Below are 15,303 nucleotides of genomic sequence, written 5' to 3' on the forward strand. Positions count from 1 at the left end.
ATATGCCGGATGCACCGCAGCGACGCCCATCACGGCGCCCTTTCCGCGTCGGGGCTGCGCAGCAGCACCAGATCCTTGGGGTGAACGAGGTTCAGCAGCAGACGCGCCTCCTCGTCCAGCATGTCGGCATCGATGCGCTCGGAGGAGAGCAGGCGCACCTTCGCCTCGATCGCCTCGCGCTGGGCGCGAATCGTGTCGCGCTCCTCGATAAGCTCGGCGCGCTGCTGCTCGAAGCCGCGCCGGGCGAGCAGGCCGTACTGCCCGTTATAGCCCTGGAAGGCAAAATAGCCGATGAGCGCCGCCGCCCCGAGATGCAGGGTGACGGTCTGCAGGATGGATCGCCAGCGTGTGCGTATGATCATGAAAACGGAGCCTAACCGCAGGCGGTTGAGGCTCCGTTAACCGTGATCGCTCGGTGGAGATTTGTCGACGGCGCCGGCGCGCGGAAGAGGATCTGGCGCCGGCCGCGACCGTCACGCTCGGGCGTTCGAGGCCCGCCCCCCTCTCCCCGCCGGGGAGAGGGCCCGGGGTGAGGGGCTTTCACGCTTGGTGAGCGCGCCTTCCCTCACCGACCCGCGTCGCGGGTACCTCTCCCTCAACGAGGAGAGGAATTCCAATGCGGCCTCAGCCCAGCGCCTTCAGCGCCGAACGCCCGGCATAGATCGCCTGCGGGCCCAGTTCCTGCTCGATACGCAGCAGTTGGTTATACTTGGCGGTGCGGTCGGAACGCGCCAGCGAGCCGGTCTTGATCTGCCCGCAATTGGTCGCCACCGCGAGGTCGGCGATGGTCGAATCCTCGGTCTCGCCCGAGCGGTGCGACATGACGGCGGTGTAGCCGGCCTTGTGCGCCATCTCGACCGCGTTGAGCGTCTCGGTCAGCGAGCCGATCTGGTTGACCTTCACCAGGATGGAGTTGGCCACACCCTGCTTGATGCCGGCCGAGAGCCGCGTGACATTGGTGACGAACAGGTCGTCGCCAACCAGCTGGCACTTGGAGCCGATGGTCTCGGTGAGCAGCTTCCAGCCCGCCCAGTCGTCTTCCGCCATGCCGTCCTCGACGGTGACGATGGGATAGCGCGCGACGAGATCGGCGAGATACTTCACCTGCGTCTCGATATCGCGCACCGTGCCCTCGCCCTCGTAATCATAGGCGCCGTTCTTGAAGAACTCGGTGGCGGCGCAGTCGAGGCCGATGAACACGTCCTCGCCCGGCCGGTAGCCGGCCGTCTCGATGGCCTTCACCACGAAGGCGAGCGCGGCGTCCGCCGAGGGCAGATTGGGGGCGAAGCCGCCCTCGTCGCCGACATTGGTGTTGTGACCGGCGTCCTTGAGCGCCTTCTTCAGCGTGTGGAAGATCTCCGCGCCGGTGCGCAGCCCTTCCGCGAAGGTGGGTGCGCCGGCCGGCAGGATCATGAATTCCTGGAAGTCGATCGGGTTGTCGGCATGGGCGCCGCCATTGATGATGTTCATCATCGGCACTGGCAGCACGCGGGCGTTCACGCCGCCGACATAGCGGTAGAGCGGCACGTCGCGGGCGGCGGCCGCCGCCTTGGCCAGCGCCAGCGAGACGCCGAGAATGGCGTTGGCGCCGAGGCGCGCCTTGTTCGGGGTGCCGTCCAGCTCGATGAGGATCTGGTCGATCGCCGCCTGGTCCTCGGCATCCATGCCGCCGATGGCGTCGAAGATCTCGCCGTTGACCGCATCGACCGCCTTCAGCACACCCTTGCCGAGATAGCGGGACTTGTCGCCGTCGCGCAGTTCGACCGCCTCATGCGCGCCGGTCGAGGCGCCCGAGGGAACGGCGGCGCGGCCCTTGGAGCCGTCTTCCAGCACGACATCGACCTCGACGGTCGGATTGCCGCGGCTGTCCAGAATTTCACGCCCGATGATATCGACAATGGCGGTCATGCGTTTCCCCACTTCCTCAGCTGCCTCGACCGGAGGCCAACCGCGCTTCTACTCGACAGCCATGACATGCGAAAGAGGTGCCACAGAGGTACCAAACATGCCGCGCCGGCCGCCCGCCGGCCCGACAGCCGGGAAACCGGCACCCCAGAACCCACGCTCAGGAGAGGATGCATGACCGATACCCCGCTGCAGCTCGGCCGCGCCACGCAATGGCCGGCCTCCCCCGAGGAGGCGGTGCTCGACCGCGTGCCGAACCCCCAGGCCGACACGCTCTATGTCGCCCGCTTCACCTGCCCGGAATTCACCTCGCTCTGCCCGGTGACCGGGCAGCCGGACTTCGCGCATTTGGTGATCGACTACGTGCCGAAGGACTGGCTGGTCGAATCGAAGTCGCTCAAGCTCTATCTCGCCAGCTTCCGCAACCACGGCGCCTTCCACGAAGGCTGCACCGTGATGGTGGGCCGGCGCATCCACGACCTGCTGGCGCCGCACTGGCTGCGCATCGGCGGCTACTGGTATCCGCGCGGCGGCATGCCGATCGACGTGTTCTGGCAGAGCGGCGCGCCACCCGCCGACATCTGGCTGCCCGACCAGGGCGTGCCGACGTATCGCGGGCGGGGGTGATCCCCGCCCCTATCCTGCCGTCGCCGCTTACTCCACCGTCACCGACTTGGCGAGGTTGCGGGGCTGGTCGACATCCGTCCCCATGTGCACCGCCGTGTGATAGGCGAGCAGTTGCACGGGGATGGCATAGACCAGCGGCGCGATCAGCGGGTCGGCATCGGGCAGGATCAGCGTCGCCTCGGTCTCCAGCGCCGCCCGCCGGGCGCCCGCCTCGTCGGTCAGCAGGATGATGCGCCCGCCGCGCGCGGCCACCTCCTGCATGTTCGACACGGTCTTGTCGAACACGGAATCATGCGGCGCGATGACCACCACCGGCATCTTCTCGTCGATCAGCGCGATGGGCCCGTGCTTCAACTCGCCGGCGGCATAGCCCTCGGCGTGAATATAGGAGATTTCCTTCAGCTTCAGCGCGCCCTCGAGCGCCAGCGGATAGGCGGTGCCGCGGCCGAGATAGAGCACGTCGCGCGTCTGGGTGAAGCTGCGCGCCAGATGCTCGATCGTCGGGCCGAGCTTGAGCGCCTCGTTCATGAGGCGCGGCAGCTCGATCAGCGCCCGCACCAGCCGTTTTTCCTCCGCGGCGGACAGCACCCCGCGCGCGCGGCCGGCCGCCACCGCCAGCGCGGCGAGGGTGGCCAGCTGGCAGGTGAAGGCCTTGGTCGAGGCGACGCCGATCTCCGGCCCCGCCAGCGTCGGCAGCGCGACATGCGCCTCGCGCGCGATGGTCGAGGTCGGCACGTTCACCACGGCGAGCACGCTCTGCCCCTGATCGCGCGCATAGCGCAGCGAGGCCAGCGTGTCCGCGGTCTCGCCGGACTGGGAGATGACGAGCATCAGGCCGTTGGGGTCGAGCGGAGCCTCGCGGTAGCGGAACTCGGAGGCGACATCGATCTCCACCGGCAGCCGCGCCAGCGCCTCGAACCAGTAGCGCGCCACCAGCCCGGCATAATAGGCCGTGCCGCAGGCGGCGATGCACATGCGGTTCAGCTTGGCGAAGTCGAACGGCAGATCCTCGGGCAGCCGCACCGTCTCGTTGGCCATGTCGATGTAATGGCCGAGCGTGTGGGCGACCACTTCGGGCTGCTCGTGCATTTCCTTGGCCATGAAATGGCGGAAATTGCCCTTCTCGACCATGAAGGCGGCGGCCGTGGTCTTCTGCGGCGCCCGCACGACCACCTCGTTCGCCGCGTTGCGGATCACTGCGCCGTCGCGCGTGAGCACGGCCCATTCGCCGTCGTCGAGATAGGCGATGGTGTCGGTGAACGGCGCCAGCGCGATGGCGTCCGAGCCGAGGAACATCTCGCCCCTTCCATAGCCTACCGCCAGCGGGCTGCCCTTGCGCGCGCCGATCAGCAGGTTGTCGTCGCCGTCGAACAGGAAGACGAGGGCGAAGGCGCCCTGCAGCCGGGGCAGCGAATTGGCGACCGCTTCCATCGGGCTGCGGCCGTGGTTCATCTCGCGGCTGACGAGATGGGCCACAACCTCGGTGTCGGTCTCGCTCTCGAAATTGGCGCCGTCGGCCAGCAGTTCCTCGCGCAGGTCGCGGAAATTCTCGATGATGCCGTTATGCACCACCGCGACCCGCGTCGTGGCGTGCGGGTGGGCATTGGCGACGCTGGGCCGGCCATGGGTCGCCCAGCGCGTGTGGCCGATGCCGATATGGCCGGCGAGCGGGGCATCCGCCAGCACCGTCTCCAGGTTGCGCAGCTTGCCCTCGGCGCGGCGGCGCGTGAGCTGCCCGTGCTCCAGCGTGGCAACGCCGGCCGAGTCATAGCCGCGATACTCGAGGCGCCGCAGCGCATCCACGAGACGGTCGGCGACCGGTGCTGTTCCGACGATGCCGATAATTCCACACATGAGGCGGCCAACTCCGTGATGTCGCGCGGCGAAGCGGCGGCGAGCGGCGCCGATTTAGCGGGCGCTCACCGCAATACCGAAATCAAATCAGGTATCGCTTCGTTTCGTCGCATATCCATTTTTTGGCATGTCTATTTCTTGGGCGCGTTCTCGGGCGCGAGCCCGGCCGCCAGACGTTCGCGCAGCCGCACCGCCCAGCCCGGCTTGTTGACCTGCCGGGCGCGGGCAATGGCGAGCGCATCCGCCGGCACGTCTTCGGTGATGATCGACCCGGTGCCGATATAGGCACCGTCGCCGACGCTGACAGGGGCGACCAGCAGGCTGTTCGTGCCGATGAAGGCATTGGCGCCGATCACCGTGCGATGTTTGCGGAAGCCGTCATAATTGCAGGTGATGGTGCCCGCGCCGATATTGGTATTGGCGCCGACGCTCGAGTCCCCGACATAGGACAGGTGGTTGACCTTCACGCCCGGTGAAAGCTCGGCCGCCTTGATCTCCACGAAGTTGCCGACATGCACCCCCTCCCCCAGCATCGCGCCGGGCCGCAGCCGGGCGAAGGGGCCGACAATGGCACCCCGCCCCACATGGGCGCCCTCGATATGGCTGAAGGCGCGAATGGTGGCGCCCTCCTCCACGGTGACGCCCGCGCCGAACACCACGTTCGGCTCCACCACCACGTCGCGGCCGAGCCGCGTGTCGGCGCTGAAGAATACCGTGTCCGGCGCCACCAGCGTCGCCCCGCCCTCCAGCGCGCGCCGGCGCAGCCGGGCCTGGAGGATGGCCTCCGCCTGCGCCAGTTGCACGCGGCTGTTGACGCCTGCCACCTCGTCCGCCGGCGCCTCGACCACACCGCTAAGGCGCCCCTGCGCGCGGGCGATCTCGACCGCGTCGGTGAGGTAGAATTCCCGCTTGGCATTGGCATCGCCGATCGCGTCGATGAGGCCGAGCACCGCGCGCCCGTCGAAGGCCATCAGCCCTGCGTTGCACAGCCGAACCGCCCGCTCCTCGGGGCTCGCCTCCTTCTCCTCGCGGATGGCGACGAGTTCCCCGCCCCGCGTCAGCAGCCGGCCATAGCCGGTCGGGTCCTCCGGCCGGAAGCCGAGCACCGCCACGCCGGCACCCAGGGCCAGCGGCGCGCGCAAGGCCAGCACGGTCTCGCCCCGCACCAGCGGCGTGTCGCCATACATGACGACGACGTCATCATGCCCTTCCGCCAGCGCCTCCCGCGCAGCGAGCACGGCATGGGCGGTGCCCCGGCGCTCAGACTGCACGAAGATGGCGGCGTCCGGCACGGTGCGGTGCACCTCCTCCGCCACCGCGTCGTGATCGGGGCCGACCACCACGGCGATGCGTGACGCGCCGGCCGCGAGCGCGGCATCCAGCACGTGGCTCACCATCGCCCGGCCGGCAACCTTGTGGAGCACCTTGGGCTGGGCGGACAGCATCCGCGTGCCCTCTCCGGCCGCGAGAACGATGACGAGCAGGCTGCGCATGCGCGAAACTCCTAGAAGGGGCGCGGCTGTTTAGCGCACCGCGGCGCCGGCCGGAAGCGCCGCCCGAGACAGCCGGTCGCGGGTGGGCGCATGGGGTGAATTGATCGCCGGCCCGCGTCGTGCCATCCAGAGGCGGGTCGAGGAGACCGGAGGAGATCACACCTTGGCGTATCGCAACTTCCTGCCCGGCCCGCGCGCCACGCATCTCGTCATCGCGCTGGGCGGTGTCGCGCTCGGCTGGGCGATCTACATGCGCTATGCGCTGGTCGAACAATCGGCCATCGGCCTCGCCTGCCGGGGCATGGAGACGTCCACCTGCGAGACGCGGGCGCTGGTCATCTCGCTTTATGGTTACTCGGTCTTCGGCATCGCGGCGATCGTCACCTCGCTCATCCAGCTGGTGCGCCCCTCGGTGCCGATGTTCATCGTCGCGCTGATGGCCACGGCGATCGGGGTGGTGATGTACAACAACAACCTCTCCTCGCTCGCCGCCGGCCTGCTGCTCATCTCGTTCGCCCGGCCGTGGCGAGCCGCCAGAGCGTGAGCGACAGCACCACCAGGAGCGCGCCCGTCCACAGGCCCTGCCAGTTGGCGAAGGTCTCGTTTATGGCGATGTAGAGCCCGCTGCCGAGGAAGATCGCGGCGGCGAGCGCTTCGGCCTGCCGGCCGGTCACGCCCGGTCGCGCGGGCGCCACCGCCGCGTAGAAGGCGAAGGCGGCGATGATCGGCGTCAGGCCGGCGAACTGGAAATCCTTGTAGCGCGGGTCGAAAACCAGCCCGAAGGCGATCTGCACCGCCAGCACCACCGAGGCGGCGAGCAGGAAGGCCACCACGCGCTCCAGCACGGTCCAGCCGGTGAGCAGCGCGGGATTGAGCGCCGCCGCCAGCGTCACCAGCCGCGCCCGCGCCCCGATGGCCGCCGCGCAGGCCAGCGGCACGGCGAGCGCCAGAACCAGCAGGACGATGCCGCGGATCCAGCCGCCGACGCCCAGGCTCTCCACGGGAACGGTGGCGATGAGCCGGCCATACATCAGCCCCGTGAACAGGGCGATGCCGGACACGGCCAGCCAGTGCCGCGTCTCCAGCACGTCCGCTCCCGCCCGGCGCCGGCCATAGGCGGCGGCGCCGAAGATGCCGCTGGCGAAGGCAAGGCCGACCAGCGCCTGCCAGATCCAGCCGGGATGATCGGAAACCGGCTGCCCCCAGGCAAACTTGAAGTCGCGCGAATAGGCGTCGAGAAAGCCCCAATGGCCGCCGACCGTGCCTTCCGAGGCCCGCTTCCACGGCTGGTCGAACGCCTCGATGACGTTGAGGCGGTAGTTCTTTTCCTTGGCGAGCGCGAGCAACTGCTGGATCACGTTGGCCTGGTTCGAGGGCGAGGGCAGCGCGCCCTCGCGCATGCGCCCCTCGCTCGGCCAGCCGGTTTCGCCGATCAGGATGTCCTTTCCAGCGAAGACCTTGCCGACATGCTGGCGGATTTCGTCGAGATGGGCGACCGACTTCTCGGCCGCGACCGGCAGGTCCTCCCAGAACGGCAGGATATGCACGGTGACGAAATCGACCGAGTTCGCCAGATCGCGGTTGCGTTCCCAGAACTCCCACACATCGGCATAGGTGACCTGCACCGATTCCGGCACTTTCGCGCGCACGTCCTTGATGAGCGCGGCAAGGTCGACGGCGGACTGCTCGCCGCGCAGCAGCACCTCGTTGCCGACGATCACCGTCTTGATGACGTCGGGGTTCTCCTGCGCCGCCTTCACGGCGGCGTCGATCTCGACACGGTTATTGGCGGGGTCGCGGCCGATCCAGATGCCCTGCAGCACGGTGAGACCATGCTTGCGCGCCAGTTCCGGCACCACATGCAGGCCCATCTCGGTGGAATAGGTGCGCACGCACTGGGTGATCTTCGCCAGGCGCTCGAAATCGTCGTCGATCTGCCACGCGGGAATGACGAGCCCCGCATTGAAGGGCGACTGGCCCGGCCGGAACGGAGCGTAGGAGACGCAGGGCAGCTTCTCGCCCGCCGTCAGCGGCGAAACGGGCGCGGGCACGGGATGACCGAGCCACGCCCAGACGGCGACGATCGCCACACCGACGATGGCGGCGAGCGCGAGGGGAAGTCGCATGCGCAGGTACTCCGGAAGGAACGGGCCGAACGAAGGAAGCCGGCCGCCGGCGGTCCGCGGCGGCGCACAGGTCTGCTTCTAGCCTTGGCCGGGCGGTCGGGGAAGCGCCTGCGTGCGAAAGGGACACACCGAAGGGCTCGCATGCAGGGGGATAGCGTGCGCGGCTGTCGTCATGCTGACAAATTCCAACGCTTCACCTAGTGTCCTTCCGCACTCTTCCTCTTTCGCGTGTGACGTTTCCCATCATGTTATCCTTCATACGTCCTTTTGCCGCCCTGATGATCGGCGGCGTTGTCCTTGCGGCGGCCACCGCCGGTGGCGCCGTGGCCCAGAACAGCGCCCCGGAACAGAAGCCGGCTGAACAGAAATCGCCCGATGAACAGGCCAAGGAAGAAGCGCAGCGCCGCTCCGTCGAGGAGTACGCCGAGGCGGCCAAGCTCGCCGGCAATGCCGGCCTGCCGGAATGCGTGTGGAGCGGGCGGCGCATCGTGATGCTGCTGTGGCGCGACGATATCGACACCGCCCGTCGCCACATGGACCTCTACGAGCGGTTCGGCTGCCCGACCGAGCACCTCAAGATCGCGTTCCGCTGCCTGGTCCGGCAGGGCAACATCGACACGAAGTCGCAGGAGCGCCTGTCCGAGCGTGTCCAGAGTTGCTGGGTGAACCCGGATGCGCCTCCCCCGGCGCCCGCGACTGCCGCTCCCGCAGCGCAATGAAATCATGTCACAGCCGCGGCTGTGACATGGCTCCGCCACAGAGCGGAACCAAATTCGGATCGGGCGCGTTTGCTGGGCGCTTGGGGGTTTCGGGCGGGACGTATCGATTCTGCCGCACTGCCCTCATGAATGTGCTGCAAATGCGTTAAACTTGAATTATATATCTCCCGTTCCTCATTCATCTGGTGGGTTAGTCTCATGCGTCCCGCTGTTCGTGTCGCTGCCGCCGCCCTGGCGGTCGTCACGTCCGTGCATGCTTTTGCGTGGTTTGCGATGCGGGAGCAGGTGAGCGCTCCCGCTGTGCCGGACCGCTTTGCCAGCATGTCCTTCGCGCCCTACGGCCGCGATGCCAATCCCGACAAGGGCCAGGGCACGACGGAGGCGCAGATCCGCGCCGACATCGATGCGGTGGCGCCCTACACCAAGGCGGTGCGCACCTATGCCTCCACCGGCGGGCTGGACATGGTGCCGCGCCTCGCCGCCGAGGACGGGCTGAAGGCCACCGTCGGCGCGTGGATCGACAAGGACGAAAAGCGCAACGAGGCGGAGATCGCCAACGCGCTCGACGCCGCGCGCAAGAATTCGAATGTCACGGGCATCGTGGTCGGCAACGAGTCGATCCTGCGCGCCGAAAAGACGCCCGAGGAACTGATCGCCATCATCCGCAAGGTGAAAAGCCAGACCAACGTCCCGGTAACGACCGGCGAGACGTGGGACGTCTGGATGGATCACCCTGAACTGGTATCCGCGGTCGACTATATAGCCGCCCACATCCTGCCTTACTGGGAAGGCGTGCCCGCCAACCAGGTGGTCGATCGCTCGATCAACATCTATGAGCGCCTGCGCGCCGCCTATCCCGGCAAGCGCATCGTCATCGCCGAGTTCGGCTGGCCGAGCGGCGGCTATAACCGCGACGGCGCGGTGCCCGGCGAGCTGGAACAGGCCCAGATCATCCGCGACTTCGCCGCCCGCGCCGATGCGCTCGGCATCGAATACAACCTGATCGAGGCGTTCGACGCCCCGTGGAAGAGCTTCGAGGGCAGCGTCGGCCAGTATTGGGGCATTCTCGACGCCAACCGCGCGCCCAAGTTCCCGCTTTCCGGCCCGCTGGTCGCCTCCAACTATACCGAGACGGCCGCCATCGCGCTGCTGCTGGGCATCGCCTTCTCCATCCCCGTCTTCCGCATCGGCCGGCTCACCTTCACGCAGGCGGCCGTCATGTCGGGCGCCGCGGCGCTGGTCGGCGCATGGATCGCCACGGTCACGGACTACTGGCTTACCCACTATGTCGTGGGCGGCAACAAGGTCACCTTTGTCGCCAGCATCGTGCTGCTGGTGCCGCTGGTCGTGATCATGCTGTACCGGGTCGAGGAACTCGCCACCATCGCCTTCGGCAAGACGCCGCAGCGCCTGCTGCGCAACGCTTCCGCCGCGATGCCGACCCGCACGCCCAAGGTCTCGATCCATATCCCGGCCTATAAGGAGCCGCCGGAGATGCTGAAGCAGACGCTGGACAGCGTCGCGCGGCTCAACTGGCCGAACTTCGAGTGCCTGGTCATCATCAACAACACGCCGGATCCCGCCTTCTGGGAGCCGATCGAGGCCCATTGCCGCGAGCTTGGCGATCGCTTCAAGTTCCTCAACCTGCCCAAGGTGGAAGGCTTCAAGGCCGGCGCGCTGCGCATCGCCATGCAGAAGACCGCGCCGGATGCCGAGATCATCGGCGTGATCGATGCCGACTATGTCGTCGATCCGAACTGGCTGCGCGACCTGGTGCCGACCTTCGAGGACCCCACCGTCGGCATCGTGCAGGCGCCGCAGGAGCACCGCGACGGCGATCGCAGCCTGATGCACGAGGCAATGAACGCCGAATATGCCGGCTTCTTCGACATCGGCATGGTCCAGCGCAACGAGCATGACGCCATCGTCGTGCACGGCACCATGTGCCTCATCCGCCGCGCCGCCATGGTCGAGGCCGGTGACTGGTCGAGCGACACGATCTGCGAGGACACCGATCTCGGCCTCTCCATCGTCGAGCGCGGCTGGAAGAGCCAGTACACCAACACCCGCTACGGCTGGGGCCTGCTGCCGGACGACTTCGCCTCGTTCAAGAAGCAGCGGCACCGCTGGGCCTATGGCGGCATGCAGATCGTCAAGAAGCACTGGCGCAACATGCTGCCCAACGGAGGCACCCGCCTCTCCTCGGCGCAGCGTCGCGAGTTCAGCATCGGCTGGGTCTCTTGGCTCGGCTCGGAGAGCATCGGCGCGCTGGCGGCCGTCCTGTCGCTCGCCTGGGTGCCCTTCGTGCTCGGCCTCGGCATCGCGGTGCCGGCGCGCATCCTCACCGTGCCGATCGTGTTCTGCTTCGGCATCTACGTGCTGCATTTCTGCGCGCTCTACCGGCTGCGTGTCGCCACCACCCCACTGCGCATGCTGGGTGCGGCCATCGCCGCCATGGCGGTGCAGTTTACCGTGGCCAAGGCGGTCTATGATGGCTTCCGCTACAAGGACCTCGCCTTCGCCCGCACCGCCAAGGGCAGTTGGCTGGCCAATGCCGCCCGCGCCTTCCCGGCGCTGCCGGAAGCGGTGATCGGCGGCGGGCTGCTGCTCTCGGCCATCGCGCTGCGCATGACCAACTGGCATGCCGTGGTGGAGATCAACCTGTTTGCCCTCGCGCTGGCGGTGCAGTCCCTGCCCTTCCTCGCCGCCGCCTTCATCGGCTGGCTGGAAGGCTCGCCGCTGAACCTGTTCGCCACCTGGCGTGCGATGGGCGCCCGCGCCCAGGCCCTGCTGCCCGGCCGCGCGATCCGCGATAGCCAGCCGGTGACGGAGAAGGCCCGCTCCTGACCGCAACGGATCGGCACACCTGACGAAAAAGGCCCGGGAGCGATCCCGGGCCTTTTTCCGTTTGCCGTCCGCGCGTGGCCGGCGTCAGGCCGCCGGCTCGAAGACCAGCGTGGCGCCGAGGCCGGCCTGGGCGCTGATGACGATGATGCCCTCGATCTCCTCGGCCGCCATGCGCGAAGAGGCGACGCGCTTGCGGGCCTTGTCGATATCGGACACGGCGAAGCGGGTCGCGACCAGGCGCAGCCCTTCCTCGGGCGGCGCCGCGACGCCGAAACGCTCGGTGAACAGCGCGTGGCTCATCAGGTCGACATCGCCGCGCGGTGTCTTGGCGATGTGCCAGCCATCCACCGCGCGGCGGAAGGGCGCATCGGTGAAGGCGGCGAGGAAGGGCAGGTGACGCTCCGGCTCGGCGGCCGCCAGCACCACGCCCGCGACGCCGGTCGTGGTGTTCATGTGCCGCTGCAGGTCGGGCGCCCAGAAATTCTCCGGCCGCAGCTGCTTGCAGGTGAAGAAGCCGGTATGCGGCGAGGCCGGATCGCGCGCATAGGCGAGGGTGAACGCCACCTCCACATCCGATCCATCGGGCCGCTTGCCGGTGCGGGCAAAGTCGAACAGCTCGAATCCCCCGAAGCCCTCGGTGTCGAACGCCTCCTTGTCGGCCGCGGGATCGCGCCCTTCCAGCACGAGCATGGAGAGCCCCTGCCCCACATCGTCGAGAAAATCGCGGTTGAAGGCGCCGAAGGAGAACTTGCCGTCCTCGTGAGGGGGAATCGCCTCGGGGTCGGCGACCTCCAGCAGCTCGACGAAGAAGCCCGGCGTCTGGATCAGCCGGTTATGCGTGCCCCAGGGATGGCGATTGCGCGCCCCCACGGTGAAGCCCAACATGTCGTAGAGTTCCCCTGCGGCCTCCAGATCACGGACGACATGGACGACATGATCGAGACCTCGAGCCACCGGCACGTTCCTTCATTCAGAACCCGTTCCGCTCAGGATGCGAGCACCTGATCAAAAACGGCTCTTGTTTCAAGAGCTTGAGCCTGATCCCTCGGGATCACGCCAGGGGATCGGCGGCGCCCAGGTCGCACCGGCCGAGACTTCACGAATCCCGTGGATGAGAGCACGGGGCGGAGGGGCGAGGCAACGACGTCCGGGCCACACACGTGGGCAAACGTGCCTCGGACGCGCGTTCCTTGACGCTCGGCTTATGCGGCCGGCGCACACTCCCGATCGAAAAACTACGCGGCACGGGCCAAATCTGGCGTCGCGGGCCCTTTGGTCCGAGGGAGTTGACAATGTTCCGCCTGTTGCACCGCTGGCTTCTCGACGCGTTCAAACGCCTCGACAGCCGTTTCACCGATGCCGCCACACTGCATGGCCGCTACTGCGTGAGCGACGCCAAGCTGCGCCACCGCGGCCTCAGCCAAGCCGCGGCACGGGTGGCTGGCCATTGACCAGGAGCAGGTCGCTCTCGTCCTTCAGGCTCACGCCGGTCAGCTGCCGCGCCAGCGCCTGCTCCAGCAGCCAGGCCAGCTTGAAGGCGGCCTGATCGTGTGAGAGCCCCTCGCCGCGCACATTGGAGATGCAATTGCGCTCGGCATCGGTGCGCCCGGCGCGCGGCGCGAAGGTGAGGTAGAGGCCGAGGCTGTCGGGCGAGGAAAGCCCGGGCCGCTCGCCGATCAGCACCACCACGGCCGCCGCCCGCAGCGCCTCGCCCACCTCGTCGCCCAGCGCGACCCGCGCCTGGCTGGCGATCACCACCGGGGCGACTCGCCATCCCGCCGCCGCGATGCGCGCCTGAAAGGCGGTGAGAAACGGCACGGCCTGCGCGTGAATCGCGGTGGAGGACAGCCCGTCCGCAACCACGATGGCGAGGTCCACGGGGTCGAACTCGCCGGCGCGCAGCACGGCGCGGCTCGCGTCCGACAGGCGGCGGCCAAGATCGGGACGGCGCAGATAGGCGTCGCGCGCCGGCGCGGCGGAGGCGAGTTCGAGCGTCTCGAAGCCCAGCCCGGCGATCTCACCCGCCATGCGCGCGGAATCGAAGGGGGCGTGCACGGCGTCGCGCGCCTGCGCGTGGGCGAGCGCGAAGCGCAGCACCTCGCGGGTCGGCAGCCCGGCCCCCACCCGGCCGAGCGCGATTCGCGCGGGAGTGATGCCGGCCAGCCGGCTCCACGAATCCTCGATGCGATATTCCCCGCCCTCGATTACGTGATCGGCCGGCGGCACCGGGTCGTTCGCCGGCTCAACTTCCATCTCCGGCCGGCTCATGCCGCCAGCTCCCGCGCGGCCGCGAGCAGCGGGTGATTGCCGCGCTGCGTCTTCAGCCGTCCGTCCGGCCCGGTAATACCCATGGCCTGCAGCCACGCCTCGAATTCCGGCGCCCGCTTCAAGCCCAGCACCTCGCGCAGGTAAAGCTGATCGTGGAACGAGGTGGACTGGTAGTTCAGCATCACGTCGTCCGAACCGGGAATGCCCATGATGTAGGTGACGCCGGCGGCGCCGAGCAGCGTCATCAGCGTGTCCATGTCGTCCTGGTCCGCCTCGGCATGGTTGGTGTAACAGACGTCGCAGCCCAGCGGCACGCCCATCAGCTTGCCGCAGAAATGGTCTTCCAGCCCGGCCCGGATGATCTGCTTGCCGTCATAGAGATATTCCGGCCCGATGAAGCCGACCACGGTGTTCACCAGGAGCGGCTTGAACGGGCGGGCCACCGCATAGGCGCGGGCCTCCAGCGTCTGCTGGTCGACGCCGTGATGGGCATTGGCCGAGAGCGCGGAGCCCTGCCCGGTCTCGAAATACATCACGTTGTCGCCCAGCGTGCCGCGCTTGAGCGACAGCGCCGCCTCGTGGCCTTCCCGCAGCACGGCGAGATCGATGCCGAAGGAGGCGTTGGCGGCCTGCGTCCCGGCGATGGACTGGAACACGAGATCCACCGGCACGCCGCGATTGATCACCTCGGTCGAGGTGGTGACATGGGTGAGCACGCAGGCCTGCGTGGGAATGTCGAAGCGCTGGATGATGCCGTCGATCAGCCTCAAGAGTTCGCTCAGCACCGGCAGGCTGTCGGAAGCGGGGTTGATGCCGATCACCGCATCGCCGCAGCCATAGAGCAGGCCGTCGAGGATAGAGGCCGTCACGCCCGCGGGATCGTCGGTCGGGTGGTTCGGCTGCAGGCGCACCGCCATCGTGCCGGGCAGGCCGATCGTGTTGCGGAATTTGGTGACCACGCGGCACTTCTTCGCCACCGCGATGAGGTCCTGGTTGCGCATCAGCTTGGACACCGCCGCCGCCATTTCCGGCGTCACCCCCGGCGCGAGCGCGGCGAGCACCTCGCTGGTCGCCACGCCAGAGAGCAGGAAGTCGCGGAAATCGCCGACATTCATGTGCGAGATCGGCCGGAAGGCCGCCGCGTCATGCGTGTCGATGATCAGCCGCGTGACCTCGTCGGTCTCGTAAGGTACCAGCGCCTCGCTGAGGAAGGTCGCGAGCGGCACCTCGGCGAGGCACATGCGGGCGGCGACGTTCTCCTCCGCGGAAGCCGCCGCGACGCCGGCCAGCATGTCGCCCGAGCGCAGCGGCGTCGCCTTCGCCATCAGGTCCCGGAGATCGGCGAAGAGATAGGTCTGCGGCCCGACGACGTGGCGATACGGCATGGCGGTGCGCTCCTCCCGGCGCCCGCCCAAATCGGCGCCGTGATGAAAATGTACTCCGGCTGTTCCCCGCCGGCAAAGG

The 15,303-nt window shown here is 68.1% G+C and carries 13 protein-coding genes; 5 read left to right on the forward strand and 8 right to left on the reverse strand.

The window, feature by feature from the left end; genetic code table 11:
* Positions 1-29: 29 nt before the first annotated feature.
* Both FHS55_RS09660 and eno read right to left on the reverse strand, forming a co-directional pair.
* On the reverse strand, positions 30-362 hold the full coding sequence (locus tag FHS55_RS09660) for an FtsB family cell division protein (RefSeq protein WP_183189511.1): 333 nt from the start codon (positions 360-362) through the stop codon (positions 30-32).
* 262 nt (positions 363-624) lie between these two features.
* A complete protein-coding gene (gene eno, locus FHS55_RS09665; RefSeq protein ID WP_183189512.1) occupies positions 625-1,908 on the reverse strand; it encodes a phosphopyruvate hydratase in 1,284 nt (427 codons plus the stop codon).
* Positions 1,909-2,079: 171 nt separating this feature from the next.
* Between eno and queF the strand changes: the two genes are divergently transcribed.
* Positions 2,080-2,532 (forward strand): preQ(1) synthase, encoded by a 453-nt coding sequence (gene queF / locus FHS55_RS09670; RefSeq protein ID WP_183189513.1) that lies wholly within the window; start codon positions 2,080-2,082, stop codon positions 2,530-2,532.
* Between the two features lie 27 nt (positions 2,533-2,559).
* Here the strand turns inward: queF and glmS are convergent, their stop codons facing one another.
* Entirely contained in the window at positions 2,560-4,386 is a 1,827-nt protein-coding gene (glmS, locus tag FHS55_RS09675) for a glutamine--fructose-6-phosphate transaminase (isomerizing) (RefSeq protein WP_183189514.1), read from the reverse strand.
* A 131-nt stretch (positions 4,387-4,517) separates the two neighbouring features.
* A complete protein-coding gene (gene glmU, locus FHS55_RS09680; protein ID WP_183189515.1) occupies positions 4,518-5,879 on the reverse strand; it encodes a bifunctional UDP-N-acetylglucosamine diphosphorylase/glucosamine-1-phosphate N-acetyltransferase GlmU in 1,362 nt (453 codons plus the stop codon).
* A 163-nt stretch (positions 5,880-6,042) separates the two neighbouring features.
* On the opposite strand from glmU, the gene FHS55_RS09685 reads away from it, so the two are divergent.
* The gene (locus tag FHS55_RS09685) at positions 6,043-6,423 is read left to right on the forward strand and encodes a hypothetical protein (protein WP_183189516.1); all 381 of its coding nucleotides are present in this window, start codon (positions 6,043-6,045) and stop codon (positions 6,421-6,423) included.
* On the opposite strand, the gene FHS55_RS09690 is transcribed toward FHS55_RS09685, so the two are convergent.
* Positions 6,383-8,005 (reverse strand): glycoside hydrolase family 17 protein, encoded by a 1,623-nt coding sequence (locus FHS55_RS09690; RefSeq protein ID WP_183189517.1) that lies wholly within the window; start codon positions 8,003-8,005, stop codon positions 6,383-6,385. The genes FHS55_RS09685 and FHS55_RS09690 overlap by 41 nt on opposite strands.
* A gap of 278 nt (positions 8,006-8,283) precedes the next feature.
* On the opposite strand from FHS55_RS09690, the gene FHS55_RS09695 reads away from it, so the two are divergent.
* Entirely contained in the window at positions 8,284-8,724 is a 441-nt protein-coding gene (locus FHS55_RS09695) for a hypothetical protein (RefSeq protein WP_246340011.1), read from the forward strand.
* A 198-nt stretch (positions 8,725-8,922) separates the two neighbouring features.
* Complete coding sequence (locus FHS55_RS09700; RefSeq protein WP_183189519.1) at positions 8,923-11,571, forward strand: glycosyltransferase; 2,649 nt, start codon at positions 8,923-8,925, stop codon at positions 11,569-11,571.
* Between the two features lie 84 nt (positions 11,572-11,655).
* On the opposite strand, the gene FHS55_RS09705 is transcribed toward FHS55_RS09700, so the two are convergent.
* Positions 11,656-12,525: a VOC family protein gene (locus FHS55_RS09705; RefSeq protein WP_343056100.1), complete on the reverse strand. Its 870-nt coding sequence runs from the start codon at positions 12,523-12,525 to the stop codon at positions 11,656-11,658.
* Positions 12,526-12,863: 338 nt separating this feature from the next.
* Here FHS55_RS09705 and FHS55_RS09710 point away from each other — a divergent pair, with 338 nt between their 5' ends.
* Complete coding sequence (locus tag FHS55_RS09710; protein ID WP_183189521.1) at positions 12,864-13,022, forward strand: hypothetical protein; 159 nt, start codon at positions 12,864-12,866, stop codon at positions 13,020-13,022.
* On the opposite strand, the gene eutC is transcribed toward FHS55_RS09710, so the two are convergent.
* Both eutC and FHS55_RS09720 read right to left on the reverse strand, forming a co-directional pair.
* A complete protein-coding gene (gene eutC, locus FHS55_RS09715) occupies positions 12,988-13,839 on the reverse strand; it encodes an ethanolamine ammonia-lyase subunit EutC (RefSeq protein ID WP_246340012.1) in 852 nt (283 codons plus the stop codon). The two genes, FHS55_RS09710 and eutC, sit on opposite strands and share 35 nt — an antisense overlap.
* Entirely contained in the window at positions 13,836-15,224 is a 1,389-nt protein-coding gene (locus FHS55_RS09720; RefSeq protein WP_183189522.1) for an ethanolamine ammonia-lyase subunit EutB, read from the reverse strand. The genes eutC and FHS55_RS09720 overlap by 4 nt, the downstream gene beginning before the upstream one ends.
* Positions 15,225-15,303 lie beyond the last annotated feature (79 nt).

The sequence above is a fragment of the Ancylobacter tetraedralis genome, from assembly GCF_014195655.1.
Classification (GTDB): domain Bacteria; phylum Pseudomonadota; class Alphaproteobacteria; order Rhizobiales; family Xanthobacteraceae; genus Ancylobacter; species Ancylobacter tetraedralis.

Bases quoted from the DNA above. Each gene is read 5' to 3' on its own strand.
- FHS55_RS09660 (WP_183189511.1), bottom strand. From the start codon at position 362: ATGATCATACGCACACGCTGGCGATCCATCCTGCAGACCGTCACCCTG.
- glmU (WP_183189515.1), bottom strand. From the start codon at position 5,879: ATGCGCAGCCTGCTCGTCATCGTTCTCGCGGCCGGAGAGGGCACGCGG.
- queF (WP_183189513.1), top strand. From the start codon at position 2,080: ATGACCGATACCCCGCTGCAGCTCGGCCGCGCCACGCAATGGCCGGCC.
- FHS55_RS09720 (WP_183189522.1), bottom strand. From the start codon at position 15,224: ATGCCGTATCGCCACGTCGTCGGGCCGCAGACCTATCTCTTCGCCGAT.
- eno (WP_183189512.1), bottom strand. From the start codon at position 1,908: ATGACCGCCATTGTCGATATCATCGGGCGTGAAATTCTGGACAGCCGC.
- FHS55_RS09695 (WP_246340011.1), top strand. From the start codon at position 8,284: ATGATCGGCGGCGTTGTCCTTGCGGCGGCCACCGCCGGTGGCGCCGTG.
- glmS (WP_183189514.1), bottom strand. From the start codon at position 4,386: ATGTGTGGAATTATCGGCATCGTCGGAACAGCACCGGTCGCCGACCGT.
- FHS55_RS09700 (WP_183189519.1), top strand. From the start codon at position 8,923: ATGCGTCCCGCTGTTCGTGTCGCTGCCGCCGCCCTGGCGGTCGTCACG.
- eutC (WP_246340012.1), bottom strand. From the start codon at position 13,839: ATGAGCCGGCCGGAGATGGAAGTTGAGCCGGCGAACGACCCGGTGCCG.
- FHS55_RS09690 (WP_183189517.1), bottom strand. From the start codon at position 8,005: ATGCGACTTCCCCTCGCGCTCGCCGCCATCGTCGGTGTGGCGATCGTC.
- FHS55_RS09710 (WP_183189521.1), top strand. From the start codon at position 12,864: ATGTTCCGCCTGTTGCACCGCTGGCTTCTCGACGCGTTCAAACGCCTC.